At 41.1% G+C, this 19,154-nt stretch carries 28 protein-coding genes and 1 pseudogene; 1 reads left to right on the top strand and 28 read right to left on the bottom strand.

All coding sequences use genetic code 11. The features are described 5' to 3' along the window. Nucleotides 1-44: 44 nt before the first annotated feature. The 5 genes from KNQ97_RS12880 to KNQ97_RS12860 all read right to left on the bottom strand — a co-directional run bounded on the left by KNQ97_RS12880 (nt 45) and on the right by KNQ97_RS12860 (nt 5,581). The gene (locus tag KNQ97_RS12880; protein WP_001158905.1) at nt 45-2,240 is read right to left on the bottom strand and encodes a TRAP transporter large permease subunit; all 2,196 of its coding nucleotides are present in this window, start codon (nt 2,238-2,240) and stop codon (nt 45-47) included. 187 nt (nt 2,241-2,427) lie between these two features. Next, nucleotides 2,428-2,994 (bottom strand): rhombosortase, encoded by a 567-nt coding sequence (gene rrtA, locus KNQ97_RS12875; protein ID WP_000651536.1) that lies wholly within the window; start codon nt 2,992-2,994, stop codon nt 2,428-2,430. A gap of 78 nt (nt 2,995-3,072) precedes the next feature. Next, nucleotides 3,073-4,158 carry a hypothetical protein gene (locus KNQ97_RS12870; protein WP_000049106.1) on the bottom strand — a complete coding sequence of 362 codons (1,086 nt, stop codon included), beginning with the start codon at nt 4,156-4,158 and terminating at the stop codon, nt 3,073-3,075. Nucleotides 4,159-4,927: 769 nt separating this feature from the next. Beyond that, nucleotides 4,928-5,317 carry a hypothetical protein gene (locus KNQ97_RS12865; protein WP_002086511.1) on the bottom strand — a complete coding sequence of 130 codons (390 nt, stop codon included), beginning with the start codon at nt 5,315-5,317 and terminating at the stop codon, nt 4,928-4,930. A 6-nt stretch (nt 5,318-5,323) separates the two neighbouring features. Then, entirely contained in the window at nt 5,324-5,581 is a 258-nt protein-coding gene (locus KNQ97_RS12860) for a succinate dehydrogenase assembly factor 2 (protein ID WP_001288210.1), read from the bottom strand. Between the two features lie 187 nt (nt 5,582-5,768). Here KNQ97_RS12860 and KNQ97_RS12855 point away from each other — a divergent pair, with 187 nt between their 5' ends. Further along, entirely contained in the window at nt 5,769-6,941 is a 1,173-nt protein-coding gene (locus tag KNQ97_RS12855) for an acyl-CoA dehydrogenase family protein (protein ID WP_253612314.1), read from the top strand. 49 nt (nt 6,942-6,990) lie between these two features. Here KNQ97_RS12855 and KNQ97_RS12850 read toward each other — a convergent pair whose 3' ends face one another. The 23 genes and pseudogenes from KNQ97_RS12850 to rplV all read right to left on the bottom strand — a co-directional run bounded on the left by KNQ97_RS12850 (nt 6,991) and on the right by rplV (nt 19,147). Next, nucleotides 6,991-8,481 carry an NAD(P)/FAD-dependent oxidoreductase gene (locus tag KNQ97_RS12850; protein WP_000415132.1) on the bottom strand — a complete coding sequence of 497 codons (1,491 nt, stop codon included), beginning with the start codon at nt 8,479-8,481 and terminating at the stop codon, nt 6,991-6,993. A 181-nt stretch (nt 8,482-8,662) separates the two neighbouring features. Next, complete coding sequence (rplQ, locus tag KNQ97_RS12845) at nt 8,663-9,040, bottom strand: 50S ribosomal protein L17 (protein ID WP_001216380.1); 378 nt, start codon at nt 9,038-9,040, stop codon at nt 8,663-8,665. 18 nt (nt 9,041-9,058) lie between these two features. Next, nucleotides 9,059-10,066, bottom strand: coding sequence for a DNA-directed RNA polymerase subunit alpha (gene rpoA / locus KNQ97_RS12840; protein WP_000198631.1), 1,008 nt, complete (start codon nt 10,064-10,066; stop codon nt 9,059-9,061). 17 nt (nt 10,067-10,083) lie between these two features. Continuing rightward, nucleotides 10,084-10,710: a 30S ribosomal protein S4 gene (rpsD, locus tag KNQ97_RS12835; RefSeq protein ID WP_000135204.1), complete on the bottom strand. Its 627-nt coding sequence runs from the start codon at nt 10,708-10,710 to the stop codon at nt 10,084-10,086. A gap of 12 nt (nt 10,711-10,722) precedes the next feature. Beyond that, a complete protein-coding gene (rpsK, locus tag KNQ97_RS12830; protein WP_001040166.1) occupies nt 10,723-11,109 on the bottom strand; it encodes a 30S ribosomal protein S11 in 387 nt (128 codons plus the stop codon). A gap of 19 nt (nt 11,110-11,128) precedes the next feature. Next, the gene (gene rpsM / locus KNQ97_RS12825) at nt 11,129-11,485 is read right to left on the bottom strand and encodes a 30S ribosomal protein S13 (RefSeq protein WP_000090815.1); all 357 of its coding nucleotides are present in this window, start codon (nt 11,483-11,485) and stop codon (nt 11,129-11,131) included. A gap of 107 nt (nt 11,486-11,592) precedes the next feature. Then, a complete protein-coding gene (rpmJ, locus tag KNQ97_RS12820; protein ID WP_000867907.1) occupies nt 11,593-11,709 on the bottom strand; it encodes a 50S ribosomal protein L36 in 117 nt (38 codons plus the stop codon). A gap of 20 nt (nt 11,710-11,729) precedes the next feature. Beyond that, the gene (gene secY, locus KNQ97_RS12815) at nt 11,730-13,049 is read right to left on the bottom strand and encodes a preprotein translocase subunit SecY (RefSeq protein WP_253612323.1); all 1,320 of its coding nucleotides are present in this window, start codon (nt 13,047-13,049) and stop codon (nt 11,730-11,732) included. Nucleotides 13,050-13,094: 45 nt separating this feature from the next. Continuing rightward, entirely contained in the window at nt 13,095-13,535 is a 441-nt protein-coding gene (rplO, locus tag KNQ97_RS12810; protein ID WP_000175340.1) for a 50S ribosomal protein L15, read from the bottom strand. Nucleotides 13,536-13,538: 3 nt separating this feature from the next. After that, the gene (gene rpmD / locus KNQ97_RS12805) at nt 13,539-13,715 is read right to left on the bottom strand and encodes a 50S ribosomal protein L30 (RefSeq protein ID WP_000849088.1); all 177 of its coding nucleotides are present in this window, start codon (nt 13,713-13,715) and stop codon (nt 13,539-13,541) included. Between the two features lie 6 nt (nt 13,716-13,721). Next, nucleotides 13,722-14,219 (bottom strand): 30S ribosomal protein S5, encoded by a 498-nt coding sequence (gene rpsE / locus KNQ97_RS12800; RefSeq protein WP_001141025.1) that lies wholly within the window; start codon nt 14,217-14,219, stop codon nt 13,722-13,724. A 2-nt stretch (nt 14,220-14,221) separates the two neighbouring features. Then, entirely contained in the window at nt 14,222-14,572 is a 351-nt protein-coding gene (rplR, locus tag KNQ97_RS12795) for a 50S ribosomal protein L18 (protein ID WP_001003194.1), read from the bottom strand. A 14-nt stretch (nt 14,573-14,586) separates the two neighbouring features. Continuing rightward, complete coding sequence (rplF, locus tag KNQ97_RS12790) at nt 14,587-15,120, bottom strand: 50S ribosomal protein L6 (RefSeq protein WP_000091932.1); 534 nt, start codon at nt 15,118-15,120, stop codon at nt 14,587-14,589. 13 nt (nt 15,121-15,133) lie between these two features. After that, nucleotides 15,134-15,529 (bottom strand): 30S ribosomal protein S8, encoded by a 396-nt coding sequence (gene rpsH / locus KNQ97_RS12785; protein WP_000062616.1) that lies wholly within the window; start codon nt 15,527-15,529, stop codon nt 15,134-15,136. 11 nt (nt 15,530-15,540) lie between these two features. Further along, the gene (gene rpsN, locus KNQ97_RS12780; protein ID WP_001074624.1) at nt 15,541-15,846 is read right to left on the bottom strand and encodes a 30S ribosomal protein S14; all 306 of its coding nucleotides are present in this window, start codon (nt 15,844-15,846) and stop codon (nt 15,541-15,543) included. 9 nt (nt 15,847-15,855) lie between these two features. Beyond that, complete coding sequence (rplE, locus tag KNQ97_RS12775; protein ID WP_000113197.1) at nt 15,856-16,392, bottom strand: 50S ribosomal protein L5; 537 nt, start codon at nt 16,390-16,392, stop codon at nt 15,856-15,858. Nucleotides 16,393-16,407: 15 nt separating this feature from the next. Next, on the bottom strand, nt 16,408-16,725 hold the full coding sequence (rplX, locus tag KNQ97_RS12770; RefSeq protein WP_001062685.1) for a 50S ribosomal protein L24: 318 nt from the start codon (nt 16,723-16,725) through the stop codon (nt 16,408-16,410). A gap of 9 nt (nt 16,726-16,734) precedes the next feature. Then, nucleotides 16,735-17,103 carry a 50S ribosomal protein L14 gene (rplN, locus tag KNQ97_RS12765; protein ID WP_001982634.1) on the bottom strand — a complete coding sequence of 123 codons (369 nt, stop codon included), beginning with the start codon at nt 17,101-17,103 and terminating at the stop codon, nt 16,735-16,737. Between the two features lie 92 nt (nt 17,104-17,195). After that, nucleotides 17,196-17,453, bottom strand: coding sequence for a 30S ribosomal protein S17 (rpsQ, locus tag KNQ97_RS12760; protein ID WP_001291845.1), 258 nt, complete (start codon nt 17,451-17,453; stop codon nt 17,196-17,198). Further along, complete coding sequence (rpmC, locus tag KNQ97_RS12755; RefSeq protein ID WP_000849928.1) at nt 17,450-17,647, bottom strand: 50S ribosomal protein L29; 198 nt, start codon at nt 17,645-17,647, stop codon at nt 17,450-17,452. Before rpmC ends, rpsQ begins: the two co-directional genes overlap by 4 nt. Beyond that, nucleotides 17,647-18,060 carry a 50S ribosomal protein L16 gene (gene rplP / locus KNQ97_RS12750; RefSeq protein WP_000941215.1) on the bottom strand — a complete coding sequence of 138 codons (414 nt, stop codon included), beginning with the start codon at nt 18,058-18,060 and terminating at the stop codon, nt 17,647-17,649. Before rplP ends, rpmC begins: the two co-directional genes overlap by 1 nt. Next, a pseudogene (rpsC, locus tag KNQ97_RS12745) lies at nt 18,000-18,816 on the bottom strand (30S ribosomal protein S3). Before rpsC ends, rplP begins: the two are co-directional and overlap by 61 nt. 1 nt (nt 18,817) lies before the next feature. Then, the gene (gene rplV, locus KNQ97_RS12740; protein ID WP_001982638.1) at nt 18,818-19,147 is read right to left on the bottom strand and encodes a 50S ribosomal protein L22; all 330 of its coding nucleotides are present in this window, start codon (nt 19,145-19,147) and stop codon (nt 18,818-18,820) included. Nucleotides 19,148-19,154 lie beyond the last annotated feature (7 nt).

Genomic DNA, 19,154 nt, shown 5'->3' with positions numbered 1-19,154 from the left:
CACCCTCTTAAAGAGAGTGTTTTTGCTCGGCTTATATATTTAAATTACTTGTACCAACCAAATAGTTTCAGTATTAGTGGTGCATAAGTTACCAATACCAATGATGAGAACAAGACAATAATTGGTAATAACCAACGTTCATATCGGTAGTAGAAACTTGTGTACTTCTCTTTCGCTTCTGCATCGGCAGCATTCACCTCATCATCACCAACGGATAACCGCGTTAATAGATGGTTCAAGGCAACTGGCGGCGTTACATAACCAAATTCGAATGCGACCAATACAATCATCCAGAAGTGAATTGGATGAATACCATTTTCGTAAGCTACAGGAGCAATAGTTGCTGCCACTAAAATTACGGCACCAAATGGATCTGTACACATACCAATAATTGCAAGTAACAGTGCAATACATGCTAGTGATATATAGATACTGCCTAAATGAGTTGGTAATAATTCGACCACTTCAGAGCGTTCAATTAAACCACCTACACTTGCAGACAATGCCATCAAAATGATTAAGGCACCGATATGTCCCACTGTTTCTGATGTCGCAAAACGTAAAGCACCACCAAAACCAAGACGGAACTGTGAACTATGCGGATCATGAGTCTGTAAGAACGGTGATTTCTTCTCATGCTCACGAACAATCGCCTCATGAATATTTAAAGCTGGTGCCTCTTTAGGCATAACCATTTTATCGTACAGAATCATCGCAATAAGCACGAGTGGCAGAATCACTGGCGCAGTAAATTCATTCATTCCTGTATCTAATGCATATTTATAAAATGCAAGGACAACTACAGTAATTAAGATATATGGAATAACTGGTACGAAAGCTCGTGCCATACCTGGTAGTGCCACTTTTGGCGAGTTCACACGGAACTTTTCTTCTGCCAATAAAAGGGATACACCCAAGAAAATAAATGCTGTTAGCCAGAAGACATAAATACCATGTCCGAATAATTCATCAGATGTAACATGACGACTATCCAACATCGCAATTAGAACGACCAAGAGACATGGACGTACAACCACCCCTAGGGAACCGGACATTGCAGATACAGCTAATGCATATTGACGGCGAGCGCCTGCGTTCCAAACTTCCTTATAAATAATCGCACCAGCCGCGATAACGAAAATCCCCGAAGCACCGGTATAAGCAGTCGGTACAGCAGCAGCAATCAGAATTAACCAAGTTAAGGTTTCTGGTGCCAAGTTCCATGGACGAAGTACATTTAAGAACAAGTCCATAACACGGGTTTGCGTGAGTAACATACCCGCCCAAATAAATAAGGCAAGATTTAAGAAGATACCCGAGAACTCAACCAATAAACCAAGGTAAATCCCTTGCCCCATTGGATAATCCATAAAGAACGTGAATACAATACCTGTAATTAGTGCCATATAGGCATATAAAGGTACAGAAAGTAAGGCTAAACCTATATTACCGCCTTCACGTTTTGGTGGAGGTGAAACAAATAGTTGATACAGACTAATTAAGGTCAGAACAACAAACAGAATCATCCATATCCAGTAAATCGTTACTGTTTCATAAGTAGGTGTTACCCCGGAATTAATGACTGAACGATACTGGCTAATGACCGAGAAGCTTAGTAGCGCATTACCAATCAACATAAATAGAGAATACACTTTGTAATCTATTTTTGTTGCTGGATTACGCAAGCCAATATGGTGATATTTCAATGATGCAGTAATCGCTGAAATCAGTACCATAAAGACCAGTAAAATGGCACGGTTCTCTGTACCGAATTTAAAAATACCAAAGAAACCTGTTTCGATCGCACGATAAGTACGTACGCCCGGGTTTGCTTCGATATATTTAATAGTTTTGTCGTAAGCCTGATATTTTTCTTCACATTGCTGCTGTGCTGCTAGTAAGGACGCACGGACATCACTTTCCGATGCAGCACCAAAGAAGCTCGCAAAATCATCAGATGCATTTGCTTTCATCTGCTCTTTTACTTGAGCATCAATATTCGGATGTCGATCACAAGTCGGCTTTTCAGGCTCAGCACGCAAGAATGAATATTGCATGCCTGTAGCAGGGTCACCATAAAGACGTTCCCCGATACGTAATAATTGACCGTGGATCATTTCCCCGGTACCAATTATGAGCGTCATCAATAGTAAAATGAGGATAATGAATGTTGAGATCCATTCATTCCAGATATAACCCAGCAGACCTAATCCAGATCTTTTTTCTTGATATTCTTGCATAAATATTCCAATTTTGTTCTCTCAAATCCCTCATAACAAAGGCTTTGAGTCATGCAATTTCCTTGGTCAGGGGTATCGTCCATCCCCCTTCTACCAATCCCTTTATTCAACGATCAAATTTGCATCAAACTTTATCAATAAAGAATGACTAAAATCACTTTTTTAACAGTTTGTATTGTCAATCTTTCTATTTGAATCTTTGTATGAGCCAATAGCATCCTCCAAAGATTGCACCACCAATCGCCCCATATAGATGAGCTTCAGTTAAAACTGGACTACCAATGAGCTGGGCTGTTCCTGTTTGCCCAAATGTATTTTCCCAAATCAACTTTGCAACAATTAAACCTAAGACCAGAAATGCAAAATTCCTTTCTTTACGGTATTGCAAGTAAACCAAAGCAACTGCGGTATATAACCCATGGAGTACCCCAGAAAGGCCGGCATATGCATCGATATTGGGCAAATAAAAATAGAACACCAAGCTAATAAAAGGTGGTAAAAGAAAAAGAAGACTTAAAATGTGCCACACTTTGGTATGTGGAAATATGAAAGGCAAACACGCAAATGCCATCATATTTAAAAGAAAGTGAATCCATCCGACATGTACCCAGTGTGCTGTCCATAAACGCCAGAACTCGCCGAGTAAGCTTTCACGCCAATAGATAAAATAATCCGGAAACACCTGTAAACATGCAGAAACAGAAATGCACCCTGCGACCAAAAGCACTTTTTTATTGAGTACATGATCTTTCATAGCACACTCCTTTTAAACCAGACTCCTTACGATTACTAGAGTTAGTAACCCTAAGGAGTGAGTTCCTTCAGATCTATTTTACTGTGCTGGTGCAGTTTTCGTGTCAGCTGGGGCTTCCGATGCAGCTCCACCATCAAACAACTCATCCAATTCAGCTGAGCCTTCGTTTTTCTCATCCCAGAAATGAGACATACCGTCATCACCGGTACGAACACCAGTATGCTCAGTCCAGTAACGGTCAGAAATACCGCGCACAATTAAACCAGCCATACTATCGATTAATTTAAAGTTCGGATTGACAGGTTTGTCATCTGCTTGAGATGCGGCATAAGTTTTTAATGCATCACGGATTTTGGCATCGTCACCACTCGCTTGAGCAGCTACGGCATATAATGCATGAGATAAACGAACACCTTTTTGTTCACCAATTTGCACAGACTGTTTTAAAGTTTCATATGGATCAGGCTTCCCTTCATTAGCGCCTGGTAATAAAGTCCAGATCACTGCGCGCGTTGCATTTGGTGCGCCCCAGAATTTTTGGTTATCAAGGCAGACCATACCGCGCTCTACAATAGCAGCAATATCTTTCGGAACATTGACAGAACCGCCAGAGTTAATGTCGTTGGTCACAGCTTGAAGACCACTAATCATCCCAAGTAAATATACAGTTTGGTCAATATCACTACGCATTGTCGGACAAGAGTCACCTAAATGATATTTATATTTAGATTCCCAACGATCAGCAAAGAGCTTATAGCCTGCGTATTGTCGCTCAGCAGCAATTGCAGCCCAACGCTTCTGTGCAATACGTGCATCTTGAGCTTCTGTTACCTGCCCTGCTTTTGAAGCGCGCAAATAACGTAACTCCTGTTCTAATGCTTGGTTTTCCGCGCAGACACCTGAAGCAGCATACATTAAGACAGCAACACGAGTAGGATCTGCACCCATACCTTTAGTCGACATAATTGCAGGAGTTAAGGCACTACCAGTATTACAGACCATTTCAGCATCTTGCATTGCCAAAATAGGTGGAACGACGTGCTTTTCCGTAAAACCTAAAGCAACATTTGCTCCGCTTTTCACGACGTATGAACAACCTGATAAAACTGAAGCTGCAAGAAAACTTACCGCCAAACCTTGGCATATTTTTTGGACTTTAGACATCTTCCTGTCCTCGATGTAATTTGTTTTTTCCTTTTCAGATGTACATTAGCAGATGCATATCTTGAATAAAAGAGTAATTACTCTAATTGTAGCGCTTATACTTTGACACACTTCACAGCAGATAAAATTGACAGTTTTTCAGGGAAACAAAAATTTTAGGCAAAAAAAAGTAGCATTGCGACGGTTCAGCACATGCTACTTATTAACTGGGATAAGCTTTTAACGGCTTATATTATTGTTGTTCTAGATAATCCTTAAGTAAAGTTCCTGCTCTTCCTACTACTACAGCCATAATTACTGCAATCAACAGAAACATCCACATTGAAATCTCCATGAGAGACCTCCTTACTACGTTCGCACCCAGTTAAAAACTGGACACTTGATGAAATTAATCGATTAACCAATTAGATTATTGACTGATCGATGACCTTTGCATCCTCTGTCTCTTAACTTTGCTAAGATTAACTCGGTTAAGATGTTCCCTGAGTAAAGTTCCTGCTCTTCCTATCACCACCGCCATAATTATGGCAATGACCAAGAACGACCATGTTGGCATCTCCATTTGAGACCTCCGACACACTTTACGTTGGTGTTTGTACTTTAACCGATAGAATAGTAACCATATTGAGAAATTGTCCGACAATTAACTTTCTTGCTGGTTTTTCTGTATTTTAACTAGACAATTTCAATTTCCCAAAAAGAAATAAAATATAAGATATTGATTAATAATAATTTTAAATAAATATACAAATGTAGAATTGTCTAACAATTAATGGAGTTTTTCTAAAGTTTTAAGCTTTTTCCACTCCGCTAATGACATTTGATCAAACCAAATGATAGAAGTTAGTGTTTTATGACCTTCAAAATAGATCACTATGAAAATCTGATAATCAATTATTTTTAAAATTTTGACGCGAGAAATGGTGTTCTGTGAGTGATAAGCAAGCGACCATAGTTTTTTATCTAAATAGGCAATTTTTGCAAGCTGCGGACGCTTTAAAAAGAAAATAAAGCTTATAAATAGTAAGCTGATTACAACTAACCACCATAGTAACGGCATTAATTGATAAAATAGAATTGCTAAGCTTAAGCCAATAAAAAACTGAAATATAATCGAAAAACGACTATATTTCAGCTTAAAATTCAAATGGTTGATCAAAATAAATTAACCATGAACATAGTGTTTTAATTTATAGATAAAGTCACGTAATTCGGTACGTGGTGGTTCTGATACTTCCATAAACCAATCTAGTAAATCAGGGTCTTCCTGTTCTACCAACTCAGCAAACAACGCTTTTTCTGCCGGGTCTGCCTTTAAATAATAATTTTTCACATAAGGGTCAAAATAGACATCAATTTCCTTTAAACCACGACGTGCGCGATAGATTACTTTACGTTCTTCCAAGGTCATTTCTTCAGACATTTATTTCCCCATCTGCGTTGATAGTGCGCTTAGTTTACCTGATCACATGAGAAAGTTCGCTAAAAATATCAAATTGACCAAACTTATCACTTCATCGCCATAAATGAGCATTCATCACATTGTTAGACCTAGTCGCTTCCCTTATGTTTAGCTCATAACATCAAGCCCAAACCAAGGAAGAAATACAATGCAATCTGGTGCTATTCGTCCCATTCCAAATATGTTACCTCGCCATTTATTTAATGAAGAACATGAAGCTTTTCGGGAAACGGTACGTAAATTCTATGAGAAAGAAGTTGTACCTAATATTGAAAAATATGAAAAACAACAACATGTTGACCGAGATCTTTGGAATAAAGCTGGTGCATTAGGTTTACTCTGTACCACCATGCCAGAACAATATGGTGGTTCAGGTGTCGATCGCCTATACAGCATGATTCTTATTGAAGAACAAGCCTATGCGATGGACTCAAGTACAGGTTTCTCACTGCATTCCGACATTGTAGCCAACTATATTAATAACTTCGGTAATGAAGAGCAAAAACAGAAATGGCTCCCTAAAATGGCTACTGGTGAGACGGTTACCGCAATTGCCATGACCGAGCCGGGAACAGGTTCAGACTTGCAAGCGGTTCGTACAACAGCCGTTCTTGATGGCGATGAATATGTCATTAATGGTTCAAAAATATTTATTACCAATGGCTATTTATGCAATATGGCGATTGTCGTTTGTAAAACCGGGAATAGCGATAAAGGATCTGCCAATTTATCACTCATTATTGTCGAAGCTGACCGTGCTGGTTTTACTAAGGGCAAACCACTTAACAAAATTGGTATGAAAGGCCAAGATACCTGTGAACTCTTCTTTGATAACGTTCGTGTTCCTAAAGAAAATCTTTTAGGTATGGAAGGTATGGGCTTTATCATGCTCATGAAAGAATTAGCGTGGGAGCGTATGCTAGTTGCTATTATCTGCCAAGCCGGGGCAGAAGCGGCATTTGCACATACTGTTCAATATACAAAAGATCGTAAAGCATTCGGCAAACCAGTTGGAGCATTCCAAAATACTCGTTTTAAACTTGCTGAACTTAGAACAGAGATAGATTTCTGCCGTACCTATTTAGATCGTTGTATGGAATTACAACTCGATGAAAAATTGAGTGTTGAAGCTGCAGCTGCTGCAAAATATAAAATTTCAGATATGTTTTCAAAAGTTGTAGATGAATGTCTTCAATTACATGGTGGTTATGGCTATATGCTGGAATATCCAATTGCCCGCGCTTATATCGATCACCGAGCAAACCGTATTTATGCAGGCACCAATGAAATTATGAAAGAATTAATCTCTAGAACTCTTTAATCTTTACTATAAAAAAGGAGGCTTATAGCCTCCTTTTTATTTTCGAATATCAAGACACTAATTTTGGTTTACGTGTAGAAACTTCTGAATGCTTATGAAAACGTAGAACACCATCATCAAATTTTGCATTTTTTAATGATTTTCGGTCTTCAAGATAATTATTGGTTACCTGCCATGGTGCTTGTTTACCTTGTTTAGGAATCACGTCGGCAGCACGACTAATATAACCAGATGATAAGCTACCCATGACTGTGTCCTCTTCCATCACACTCTTATCACCAGATGGAATGACTTCATCATAATTATTCTTATCCATGTAGTTTAATAAACGGCAGATATAATCTGCTGCAATATCAACTTTTAATGTCCATGAAGCATTTACATAGCCAATAATCATCGCCATGTTTGGTACATCGCTGAGCATCACGCCGTTATAAAGCATGTGTTCAGATGATTTAACTGGCTCCCCATCAATAGTTGCCTGCACACCGCCCATGATTTGAACCTGCAAACCTGTTGCAGATACGATAATATCGGCATCAAGATGCTTGCCTGATTTTAATTGAATACCAGTCTCAGTAAATTTTTCAATTTGATCAGTTTCAACACTCGCCTTACCTTCACGAAGAATTTTGAATAAATCACCATCAGGAACTACGCAAAGACGCTGATCCCAAGGGTTATATGAAGGTGTAAAATGTTTCATATCAACTTTACCCTTAAGTTGCATTTCAATTGCTTTTAAGAGTAAACGACGAACTGTTTTAGGATGCTTTTGAGACAATGCATAAATTGCTCGTTGCATACCAATATTACGAGCACGCGTAAATTTATAGGCTGCTTCTTCAGACATAAATCTACGAGTTTTTTCATAGATGAAATCAATAGACGGAACAGAAGCAATATAAGTTGGTGAACGTTGCAACATCGTTACATGACCAGCTCCACCTTTTGACATTGCAGGCACCAGTGTAATTGCTGTAGCTCCGCTACCAATAATTACTACTTTTTTACCCTTATAATCCAAGTTTTCAGGCCAATGTTGTGGATGAATGAGTTGACCTTTGAAAGCTTCTTGATTTGGGAAAGTCGGCGCGTAGCCTTGGTCATAATTATAATAACCAGTACAACCTACAACGAAGTTAGCAACCCAAGTCTGCTGTTTTTTCTTATTGTCCTCGACAATAACATGCCACTTTTTCGAGGCAGAATCATAATTCGCAGAAAGGACACGATGGCCGAAATGAATTTTTTCTTTTAACTTAAACTCATCAATCACTTCCCCTAGATATCCTTTAATAGAGGCACCATCAGCGAGAACATTGGCTTTGCGCCATGGTTTAAAGTTAAAACCAAAAGTAGACATATCTGAATCAGAACGGATACCAGGATAGCGGAAAAGATCCCAAGTTCCACCAAACGATTCACGACGCTCCAAAATTTCAAACTGACGTTGTGGAGAGTTTTTAGATAAGTGGGCAGCAACTCCTATTCCTGATATGCCTGCACCAATGATTAATACATCAACTTGCTTTTCCATTTTATTTTTATACCCATTGTTGAGAATATAACTTTATTAAATCACAATTTTGACAATACACAATGTCAAGTTTGACCGTTTATCCGTTTTTTTATGTCACTTGGGGACAAATTTTTAATTTTATGTTTTTTGGAAAATAAAAAAGACCGGCATAAAGCCGGTCTTTTTTGAATAATATCAATTATTCAGCTGAAGTGTTCACTTCACGATCTACAAGCTCAACGTAAGCCATCGGTGCTGCATCACCAGCACGGAAGCCCGCTTTAAGAACACGTAGATAACCGCCGTTACGTTCTTTGTAACGAGGGCCGAGTACGGTAAATAATTTACCAACAGTTGCAGCATTACGAGTACGAGCAAATGCTAAACGACGATTTGCTACAGTATCGTTTTTTGCTAGAGTGATTAAAGGCTCAGCAACACGACGTAATTCTTTAGCTTTAGGCAAAGTTGTTTTGATCAACTCATGTTCAAATAAAGAATTAGCCAAGTTTTGGAACATCGCTTTACGATGGCTGCTTGTACGGCCTAATTTCACACCACTATTACGATGACGCATGGTGATAGTCCTACTTAATTAACGGCTACGATAGGCAAAACGGTCGTCCATACGAAGACTAGCTGGTGGCCAGTTCTCAAGACGCATACCGAGTTGTAAACCTTTCGATGCCAAAACATCTTTGATCTCTGTTAACGATTTTTTACCAAGGTTAGGAGTTTTTAACAACTCAACTTCAGTACGTTGAACAAGATCACCAATGTAGTAAATATTTTCTGCTTTCAAACAGTTAGCAGAACGAACAGTAAGCTCTAGATCATCTACTGGGCGAAGCAAGATTGGGTCAACTTCTTCACGAGGTTCTTGAGCAACAGGAGTTTGGTCTTTCTGAAGATCAACAAAAATTGCAATTTGTTGTTGCAAGATTGTTGCCGCTTTGCGGATTGCTTCTTCAGGATCAACCGTACCGTTGGTCTCAAGATCGATTACCAGTTTATCTAAATCGGTACGTTGTTCTACACGCGCATTTTCTACGGTGTAAGAAACACGCTTAATTGGGCTATAAGAAGCATCTAACTGTAAACGACCTACAGGACGTGTTTCGCCTTCAGGGAAACGAGAGTCAGATGTTTCATAACCACGACCTTGAGAAACTTTCAAGCGCATTTTTAATGAGCCTGTAGCACTCAAAGTACCAATTAAATGTTCTGGGTTAACCACTTCAACATTATGAGGTAAACGAAGGTCGGCAGCAGTAATGTCACCAGGACCTTGTTTTTCTAATGTTAAATAAGCTTCATTTTGATCGAACAGCTTAATAGACAATCCTTTTAGGTTCAGCAAGAGCTCGACGATGTCCTGCTGCAAGCCTTCTAAAGTACTGTACTCGTGCTCGACACCTTCTATCTCTACTTCAACCACAGCAGCGCCTGGCAAAGAAGACAATAGAATGCGACGTAAAGCATTACCTAGAGTATGGCCAAAACCACGCTCTAAAGGTTCCAGAATCACTTTTGCCGAGGTCCCGCTTACCGCTTCGACCTTGATCGCTTGCGGAGTTAGAAACTCGTTTGCAGTACGCGTCATTATTGCTACCTCAAGGATTATTTAGAATACAATTCTACAATCAAGCTTTCGTTGATTTCAGCAGGTAAATCAGAACGATCTGGTGCAGCTTTAAACGTACCTTCAAGCTTAGAGTGATCAACTTCGATCCAAGCTGGAATACCACGTTGAGCAGCCAATTCAATCGCGTTTTTAATACGCAATTGTTGTTTAGCACCTTCGTGAACCGCAATTACATCACCAGCTTTAACTTGAATAGATGCGATGTTTACACGACGACCATTCAAAGTAATGCTACGGTGACTTACTAACTGACGAGCTTCTGCACGTGTAGAACCAAAACCCATGCGATAAACAACGTTATCAAGACGGCTTTCAAGCAATTTCAACAAGTTCTCACCAGTTGCGCCTTTAACACGAGCTGCTTCTTTATAGTAGTTACTAAATTGACGCTCTAACACACCGTAAATACGACGGACTTTTTGTTTTTCACGTAATTGTAGTGAATACTCAGATTGCTTACCACCGCGAGCCTGACCATGCTGACCAGGTGCTTTGTTAGCTTTTTTAGTTTTGACGTCAAATGGTTTAACGCCAGATTTAAGTTGCAGGTCTGTCCCTTCGCGGCGAGAGAGTTTGCATTTTGGACCAATATAACGAGCCATGAATGTTTCTCCTTACACGCGACGTTTTTTAGGTGGACGGCAACCGTTGTGAGGAATTGGAGTCACATCGGTAATGCTGTTAATCTTATAACCCACTGCGCCTAATGCACGAACCGCAGACTCACGACCTGGACCAGGACCTTTTACAAGGACGTCAAGGTTTTTCAAACCGTAATCTAAAGCTGCTTTACCAGCAACTTCAGCAGCTACCTGAGCAGCAAACGGAGTTGATTTACGTGAACCACGGAAGCCTTGTCCACCTGAGGTGGCCCAAGCCAATGCATTACCTTGACGATCGGTAATCGTAACAATGGTGTTATTAAAAGACGCGTGAATGTGTGCAACACCTTCAGAGACGGTACGAGTGACCTTCTTGCGTGTGCGAGTATCTTTAGCCATCTTTTAGCTTCCAGAAATCTTACTTTTTAATCGGTTTGCGCGGACCTTTACGGGTACGTGCGTTAGTTTTGGTGCGTTGACCACGGACAGGCAAGCTGCGACGATGACGAAGGCCACGATAGCAACCTAAATCCATTAAACGTTTAATGTTCATGGAAATTTCGCGACGTAAGTCACCTTCGGTAGGAACCTTAGCAACTTCTGCACGAATCGCATCAAGCTGTGCATCGTCCAACTCACGGATCTTAGTAGTCTCAGTAATACCAACTGCAGCTAAGATGTTCTTAGCAGTGTGGCGACCGATACCAAAGATGTAAGTGAGGGAGATAACAGCATGCTTGTTATCCGGAATGTTTACACCGGCAATACGAGCCATTCACTTTTCTCCAAAAAGGCAGTAGAGATAATCAACCGCCCCACAAAAATCTTGAGGGGCGGATATTAACCCAATTCGCCTACTGAAATCAACAGGTCTTGATTAGATTAACCTTGACGCTGCTTATGACGAGGTTCTGCGCTACAAATCACGCGAATAACCCCATTACGACGGATAACTTTACAGCTACCACAAATTTTCTTTACAGAAGCTTGTACTTTCATGATGAAACCTCTAAGTGCGCTTATCCCTTAGGATGAGCAGTCGTTTTTCTCATTAATGTTTGATTGTCATATTGATGAGAAGTTAAATGCGCTTGTAGCTGAGCCATAAAGTCCATAACAACAACGACTACAATGAGTAATGAGGTACCACCCAAATAGAATGGAATACCAAAAGAACTTTGTAGAATCATTGGCATCAAACAAATGACTGTAATATAAATCGCACCAATAAACGTCAAACGATTAAGAATATGATCTAAGTAACGAGCAGTTTGCTCACCTGGGCGAATACCAGGCACATAAGCTCCGCTGCGTTTTAGATTTTCTGATACTTCCTTAGGGCTAAATACTAAAGCCGTATAAAAGTAACAGAAAAAGATAATTAACGCACCAAAGAGCACCAAATACAAAGGCTGTCCAGGCGACAATACTAAAGCTAAATCTTGTAAACTACGTTTAATTAAACCAGCATTCGGATCTGCACTTCCTACCCATTGCCCCAAACTAGCTGGGAACAAGAGTAAAGGGCTCGCAAAAATCGCAGGAATCACACCAGCCATATTAATTTTCAACGGTAGATGTGTTTGCTGAGCTGTAAATATACGACGCCCTTGCTGCTTCTGTGCATAGTTTACTGGAATACGACGCTGTGCTTTTTCAATAAACACAATCGCTGCCAATACACCAAGAGACAAAAGACCAAAGATAACAAGACCAATTAAACTTGTTTGACCATTATCGACAGATGATACTGATTGCATAATTAATTTAGGCAAACCAGCAACAATACCTGCAAAAATAATCATTGAGATACCATTACCGATACCTCTTTCAGTGATCTGTTCACCTAGCCACATTAAGAACATAGTTCCTGCGACAAGTGATGTAACTGCAGGTATATAAAAAGCAAGACCACTAGATAGAGTAATACCCTGTCCAATAAGACCTGCACACATACCTACTGCCTGAACCACTGCAAGTAATAATGTACCCTGACGCGTATATTGATTAATTTTACGTTTACCTTGCTCCCCTTCCTTTTTCAAGGCTTCGAGAGAAGGAATCACTGTAGACATTAACTGCACAATAATTGATGCAGAAATATAAGGCATGATCCCTAAAGCAAGAATCGACATTCGCTCTAAAGCACCGCCAGAAAACATATTGAATAGCCCAAGAATAGTTCCTTGGTTTGCATGAAATAAATTTTCTAACGCAGCATTATTAATGCCTGGTACTGGAATATGCGCTCCTAGTCGAAAGACCAGCAATGCACCGATTAGAAAACTCATCCGGCGAATAATTTCACGATATTTCACGTGAAATGGCTGACCTTTCATCATGTTGACATGACCTGAAGAACTAGGAGACATAGACACTCGAGATTACTCCTCGACTTTGCCGCCAGCTGCTTCAATTGCAGCTTTAGCGCCTTTAGTCAATGCAACACCTTGAACAGTGAATGCACGAGTGATTTCACCAGAAAGCACGATACGAGCGCGAATTTGATCACGACGAACAACATTCGCAGCTTTTAAAGTTTCAAGGCTAACGATATCGCCTTCCACTTTACTTAACTCAGACAAACGTACTTCAGCAGTTTTTAAAGCGATTTGGCTAGTGAAACCGAATTTAGGTAAACGACGATAAATCGCTGTTTGACCGCCTTCGAAACCTGGACGAACGCCACCACTTTTACGTGATTTTTGACCTTTGATACCACGACCACCAGTCTTACCAACGCCAGAACCGATACCACGGCCTAAACGACGGTGTTCACGTTTTGCACCTTCTGCAGGTGCAAGCTCATTTAAACGCAGAGTCATGGCTTATTCCTCTACACTAACCATATAGTAGACTTTGTTGATCATACCACGGTTAGAAGGCGTATCTTGCACTTCTACAGTATGACCAATACGACGCAGACCTAAACCTTGTAAGCAAAGCTTGTGATTTTTCAAGCGATGTGAAGAAGATTTAGTCTGGGTAACTTTAATCGTTTTCATGATTGATTACCCTTGAATTTCTTCTACTGATTTACCACGTTTCGCAGCGACTTTCTCAGGAGAAGTCATATCACGCAAACCTTTAAAAGTTGCGTTTACTACGTTAGCAGCGTTAGTAGAACCATAACATTTAGCAAGTACGTTATGTACACCTGCAGCTTCAAGAACGGCACGCATTGCACCACCAGCGATTACGCCAGTACCTTCTGAAGCAGGTTGCATGTATACACGGCTTGCACCATGACGAGCATTCACAGGGTGTTGTAAAGTAGTACCAGCAAGGTCTACAGTGATCATGTTACGACGTGCAGCTTCAAGTGCTTTAGAAATAGCAGCTGGAACTTCACGAGCTTTACCACGACCAAAACCTACGCGACCATTACCATCGCCCACAACAGTTAATGCTGTGAAAGAGAAGATACGACCACCCTTAACAACCTTGGCTACACGATCAACGGCAACCAGCTTTTCAACGAGACCTTCGTTTTGTTCAACTTTTGCCATGATTAGAACTCCAAGCCGCCTTCACGAGCAGCATCAGCCAAGGCTTTGATACGACCATGATATTTAAAACCAGAACGGTCAAATGCAACTTTAGTAACGCCAGCTGCTTTAGCACGTTCTGCGATTAAAGCACCAACTTTCGTCGCAGCTTCAATATTACCAGTAGTACCACTACGTAAAGATGCATCTAAAGTTGAAGCTTGCGCTAAAACTTTGCCACCATCTGCTGAAATAACTTGAGCATAGATGTGACGCGGAGTGCGGTTTACACACAAACGAGTCGCACCCAATGCACGGATGTGCAAGCGTGTGCTTTTCGCACGACGCAAACGGGATTGTTTCTTTTCGTTCATAAGAACCTCGCGCCTTATTTCTTCTTAGCTTCTTTACGAAGAATGACTTCATCCGAATAACGAACACCTTTACCTTTATATGGTTCAGGAGAACGGTATGCACGGATTTCTGCCGCTACTTGACCTAACAACTGCTTGTTTGCTGATTTCAAAATGATTTCAGTAGCAGTTGGAGTTTCCGCTGTTACACCTTCAGGTAAAGCGTAGTCAATTGGGTGTGAGTAACCAAGGTTAAGGTTTACAACTGTACCTTTAACCGCAGCTTTATAACCAACACCAACTAGCTGCAACTTACGTTCGAAGCCTTCGCTAACACCTTTAACAAGGTTGTTCAATACAGCGCGAGCAGTACCAGCTTGCATCCAAGCATCTTTCGATTCTTTAGCTGGAGCAAGTTGAAGTTTACCTTCTTCCTGTTTTAGCTCGACCAGCGCATGCAGGTTGAAAGACAATGTACCTTTGCTGCCTTTCACTTCGACCTGCCGGCCGTTCTGAGTAACTGTTACACCATTTGGTACAGTTACTGGGGCTTTAGCCACACGAGACATGAGGAATCACCTATTAAGAAACAAAAGCAATAACTTCACCACCGATGCCCGCAGCACGTGCAGCGCGATCAGTCATGATGCCTTTGCTTGTAGAAACAATTGCAATACCTAAACCTTGCTTAACGCTTGGAAGTTTATCTTTACCACGGTATTGGCGAAGGCCTGGACGGCTTACGCGCTTAACCATTTCGATAACTGGCTTGCCTTCGAAATATTTTAAAGTAATAGTCAAAGTAGATTTTGTCTCTTCTTGAGCAACTTCTACGTTTGAAATATAACCTTCTTGTTGAAGTACGTTTGCAATAGCAACTTTCAACTTAGAAGACGGCATAGAAACAGTTTGTTTCTTAGCCATTTGTGCGTTACGAACACGTGTTAGCATGTCGGCAACGGTATCTTGCATACTCATTTAGTCGCTCCTTACCAGCTTGCCTTAACAACGCCTGGTACATCACCTTGCATTACTGTGTCACGTAATTTGTTACGGCTTAAACCGAACTTACGGAAGTAACCATGAGGACGACCAGTTAAACCACAACGGTTACGAAGACGTACCGGAGATGCATTACGTGGCAATGCTTGTAACTTTAACATCGCTTCGAAACGTTCTTCGTCGCTCGCATTTACATTTGCAATAGTAGCTTTTAATTCAGCACGTTTTGCAGCGTATTTAGCAACAGTTTTTTCGCGTTTCAATTCGCGATTAATCATACCTTTCTTAGCCATATCGACCTCTTATTTGAACGGGAAGCCGAATGCACGCATAAGCGCACGGCCTTCGTCATCGGTGCGAGCAGTCGTAGTAATAGTAATATCCATACCACGAATACGATCAATCTTGTCGAAATCGATTTCAGGGAAAACGATTTGCTCTTTCAAACCCATTGAGTAGTTACCACGACCGTCGAAAGATTTCGCTGAGAAACCACGGAAGTCACGGATACGAGGGATTGCGATAGAGATCAAACGGTCCAAGAATTCGTACATTTGGTCGCCACGTAAAGTAACTTTACAACCAATTGGCCAACCATCACGGATTTTGAAACCAGCGATAGATTTACGTGCAAGAGTAACTACTGGTTTTTGACCAGCAATTAATTGCATGTCAGCTACAGCGCCGTCTAATAATTTCTTATCAGTAGCTGCTGCGCCTACACCCATGTTAAGAGTGATTTTTGTGATGCGAGGAATTTCCATCACATTCTTAATGCTAAGTTCTTCTTGTAACTTCGCTTTAAGTTCGTCGTTGTAACGTGCTTTAAGTCTGGCCATTGCCTTTTCAACCTATTACTTCGCTACCGCCACTGATTCACCAGTTGATTTGTAAACGCGAGTTTTCACGCCATCAATCACTTGGTAACCAACACGGTCAGCCTTCTGGGTTGTAGCATTTAAAATTGCCACGTTTGAGATATGAAGCGAAGCTTCTTGAGTAACGATACCGCCTTCAGCGCCAGTTACACGATTCGGCTTTTGATGCTTCTTCACTAAGTTAAGGCCTTCAACCTTAACGCGGTCTTCAGAAACAGACAAAACAGTACCCTGTTTGCCTTTTTCTTTACCTGCGATCACGATAACCTGATCGCCTTTTTTAATCTTAGCCATGATTGCCTCTTATAGAACTTCAGGAGCCAATGAAATGATTTTCATGAACTGTTCAGTACGAAGTTCACGAGTCACTGGTCCGAAGATACGAGTCGCAATCGGAGCTTTGTTGTTGTTCAAAATAACTGCAGCGTTATCATCAAAACGGATCACAGAACCATCTGGACGACGAATGCCGAACTTAGTACGAACTACAACTGCATTCATCACGTCACCTTTTTTAACACGTGCGCGTGGAATAGCTTCTTTTACAGTAACTTTAATAATGTCGCCAACAGAAGCATAACGACGATGTGAACCACCAAGTACTTTAATACATTGTACGCGGCGAGCACCACTGTTGTCTGCTACGTCGAGCATAGTTTCGGTTTGAATCATTGCCCTACTCCAAAACCGAGCATCACCGGTCACAATTTCGAAAGGCTCAAAGAGTACTCGAAATTGACCGATGATGCAACAAGAACGTCGAATTACTCAGCAGCTGCTTCAACTACTTCCACTAAAGTCCAAGCTTTAGTTTTAGAAATTGGGCGGCTTTCTTTAATGGTTACAACATCGCCAATTTTAGCAACGTTGTTCTCATCATGAGCGTGTAACTTAGTTGAACGGCGAATTGATTTGCCATACAACGGGTGTTGAACGCGGCGTTCGATAAGGACAACAATAGATTTGTCCATTTTGTCGCTTACTACTTTGCCGGTTAACGTGCGGACTGTTTTTTCACTCATTGTCCGTTCCCCTGTTTTTCGGTAAGGAGTGTCTTAATACGAGCAATTGTCTTACGAGCAACTTGCACTTCGTGCGATTTACCCAACTGACCAGTTGCTTTCGCCATACGAAGACGGAATTGGTTAAGCTGTTGCTCATCAAGCAAAGCTTTCAACTCTTCTACCGATTTTTCACGTAGATCTTTAGTTTTCATTACATTACCGTCCGAGTCACGATAGTGGTTTTAAACGGAAGTTTAGCAGCAGCTAAAGCAAAAGCTTCACGTGCCAAGTCTTCGTTCACACCTTCAATTTCGTACAGGATCTTACCTGGTTTGATCTCACAAACCCAATATTCCACGTTACCTTTACCGTTACCCATACGAACTTCTAATGGTTTTTCGGTAATTGGTTTGTCCGGGAATACGCGAATGAAGATTTTACCACCACGTTTAATACGACGGCTAATGGTACGACGTGCAGCTTCAATCTGACGTGCAGTCATACGACCACGCTCAGTTGCTTTAATTGCAATCGAACCAAATGATACTGTACTACCACGATGTGCTAGACCAGTGTTACGGCCTTTGTGCACTTTACGGAATTTGGTACGTTTAGGTTGCAACATGGATTATTCTCCCTTGTCAGCAGCACGGTCACCGCGACGACCACGACGCTCTTGACCTTCACCACGACCACGACCGCGTTTAGCTGGACGTTCTTCAGCAGGAGCAGGGTTCATGACTTGTTTCATGCCACCTAAAATCTCACCACGGAAAATCCAAACTTTAACACCAATCGTACCGTAAGTAGTTTCAGCACGCATAGTTGCATAGTCGATGTCCGCACGAAGAGTGTGCAAAGGTACACGACCTTCACGATACCATTCTGTACGAGCGATCTCTGCACCACCTAAACGGCCAGAAACTTCAACTTTGATACCTTTAGCACCAGCACGCATAGTGTTTTGAACCGCACGCTTCATAGCACGACGGAACATTACACGTTTTTCTAATTGAGAAGCGATTGCTTCAGCAACTAAACGCGCGTCCAAGTCTGGGCGATCAATTTCGTTGATGCTTACTTGCGCTGGAACACCCATGATGTTGGTAAGTTCGCGCTGTAATTTTTCAATGTCTTCGCCTTTTTTACCGATTACGATACCAGGACGAGCTGTGCTAATTGTTACTTTAGCAGCACCTGATGGACGTTCGATAAGAATATTGCTAACCATCGCATTCTTAAGTTTTTTAGTTAAAAACTCACGAACTTGAAGATCTTTAAGCAAGTATTCAGCGTATTGTTTCGGATTCGCATACCAGTTAGCGTTATGACGTTTCACAACACCTAGGCGGATACCGATTGGATGAACCTTCTGACCCATATCAAACCCCTACCTTAACGGTGATGTGACAAGTACGCTTAGTAATACGATCTGCACGGCCTTTAGCACGTGGCATAATACGTTTAAGGCTCATGCCTTCGTCAACGTAAATCGTAGAAACTTTAAGGTCGTCAACATCTAAACTGTTATTGTGTTCAGCGTTTGCAATTGCAGATTCCAATGCTTTTTTAACTAAAACTGCAGCTTTTTTGTTGCTGAAGTTCAAGATGTTTAAAGCATGTGCAACAGACTTGCCACGGATTAAGTCCGCAACCAAACGTGCTTTTTGTGCCGAGATAGCGGCACCGCGTAATTTAGCAGTTACTTCCATCATGACA

The organism is Acinetobacter sp. UC24323 (assembly GCF_024151445.1).
In the GTDB taxonomy this organism is placed as follows: Bacteria; Pseudomonadota; Gammaproteobacteria; order Pseudomonadales; family Moraxellaceae; genus Acinetobacter; species Acinetobacter baumannii.
Note: the sequence above shows the minus strand (reverse complement) of the source record. Positions and strands in the feature narration are given on the sequence as shown.

What these genes read in the sequence shown, in the direction of transcription:
- KNQ97_RS12880 (WP_001158905.1), bottom strand. Translation starts at nt 2,240, where the DNA reads ATGCAAGAATATCAAGAAAAAAGATCTGGATTAGGTCTGCTGGGTTAT.
- rrtA (WP_000651536.1), bottom strand. Translation starts at nt 2,994, where the DNA reads ATGAAAGATCATGTACTCAATAAAAAAGTGCTTTTGGTCGCAGGGTGC.
- KNQ97_RS12870 (WP_000049106.1), bottom strand. Translation starts at nt 4,158, where the DNA reads ATGTCTAAAGTCCAAAAAATATGCCAAGGTTTGGCGGTAAGTTTTCTT.
- KNQ97_RS12860 (WP_001288210.1), bottom strand. Translation starts at nt 5,581, where the DNA reads ATGTCTGAAGAAATGACCTTGGAAGAACGTAAAGTAATCTATCGCGCA.
- KNQ97_RS12855 (WP_253612314.1), top strand. Translation starts at nt 5,769, where the DNA reads ATGCAATCTGGTGCTATTCGTCCCATTCCAAATATGTTACCTCGCCAT.
- KNQ97_RS12850 (WP_000415132.1), bottom strand. Translation starts at nt 8,481, where the DNA reads ATGGAAAAGCAAGTTGATGTATTAATCATTGGTGCAGGCATATCAGGA.
- rplQ (WP_001216380.1), bottom strand. Translation starts at nt 9,040, where the DNA reads ATGCGTCATCGTAATAGTGGTGTGAAATTAGGCCGTACAAGCAGCCAT.
- rpoA (WP_000198631.1), bottom strand. Translation starts at nt 10,066, where the DNA reads ATGACGCGTACTGCAAACGAGTTTCTAACTCCGCAAGCGATCAAGGTC.
- rpsD (WP_000135204.1), bottom strand. Translation starts at nt 10,710, where the DNA reads ATGGCTCGTTATATTGGTCCAAAATGCAAACTCTCTCGCCGCGAAGGG.
- rpsK (WP_001040166.1), bottom strand. Translation starts at nt 11,109, where the DNA reads ATGGCTAAAGATACTCGCACACGCAAGAAGGTCACTCGTACCGTCTCT.
- rpsM (WP_000090815.1), bottom strand. Translation starts at nt 11,485, where the DNA reads ATGGCTCGTATTGCCGGTGTAAACATTCCGGATAACAAGCATGCTGTT.
- rpmJ (WP_000867907.1), bottom strand. Translation starts at nt 11,709, where the DNA reads ATGAAAGTACAAGCTTCTGTAAAGAAAATTTGTGGTAGCTGTAAAGTT.
- secY (WP_253612323.1), bottom strand. Translation starts at nt 13,049, where the DNA reads ATGAAAGGTCAGCCATTTCACGTGAAATATCGTGAAATTATTCGCCGG.
- rplO (WP_000175340.1), bottom strand. Translation starts at nt 13,535, where the DNA reads ATGACTCTGCGTTTAAATGAGCTTGCACCTGCAGAAGGTGCAAAACGT.
- rpmD (WP_000849088.1), bottom strand. Translation starts at nt 13,715, where the DNA reads ATGAAAACGATTAAAGTTACCCAGACTAAATCTTCTTCACATCGCTTG.
- rpsE (WP_001141025.1), bottom strand. Translation starts at nt 14,219, where the DNA reads ATGGCAAAAGTTGAACAAAACGAAGGTCTCGTTGAAAAGCTGGTTGCC.
- rplR (WP_001003194.1), bottom strand. Translation starts at nt 14,572, where the DNA reads ATGAACGAAAAGAAACAATCCCGTTTGCGTCGTGCGAAAAGCACACGC.
- rplF (WP_000091932.1), bottom strand. Translation starts at nt 15,120, where the DNA reads ATGTCTCGTGTGGCTAAAGCCCCAGTAACTGTACCAAATGGTGTAACA.
- rpsH (WP_000062616.1), bottom strand. Translation starts at nt 15,529, where the DNA reads ATGAGTATGCAAGATACCGTTGCCGACATGCTAACACGTGTTCGTAAC.
- rpsN (WP_001074624.1), bottom strand. Translation starts at nt 15,846, where the DNA reads ATGGCTAAGAAAGGTATGATTAATCGCGAATTGAAACGCGAAAAAACT.
- rplE (WP_000113197.1), bottom strand. Translation starts at nt 16,392, where the DNA reads ATGGCCAGACTTAAAGCACGTTACAACGACGAACTTAAAGCGAAGTTA.
- rplX (WP_001062685.1), bottom strand. Translation starts at nt 16,725, where the DNA reads ATGGCTAAGATTAAAAAAGGCGATCAGGTTATCGTGATCGCAGGTAAA.
- rplN (WP_001982634.1), bottom strand. Translation starts at nt 17,103, where the DNA reads ATGATTCAAACCGAAACTATGCTCGACGTAGCAGACAACAGTGGTGCT.
- rpsQ (WP_001291845.1), bottom strand. Translation starts at nt 17,453, where the DNA reads ATGAGTGAAAAAACAGTCCGCACGTTAACCGGCAAAGTAGTAAGCGAC.
- rpmC (WP_000849928.1), bottom strand. Translation starts at nt 17,647, where the DNA reads ATGAAAACTAAAGATCTACGTGAAAAATCGGTAGAAGAGTTGAAAGCT.
- rplP (WP_000941215.1), bottom strand. Translation starts at nt 18,060, where the DNA reads ATGTTGCAACCTAAACGTACCAAATTCCGTAAAGTGCACAAAGGCCGT.
- rplV (WP_001982638.1), bottom strand. Translation starts at nt 19,147, where the DNA reads ATGGAAGTAACTGCTAAATTACGCGGTGCCGCTATCTCGGCACAAAAA.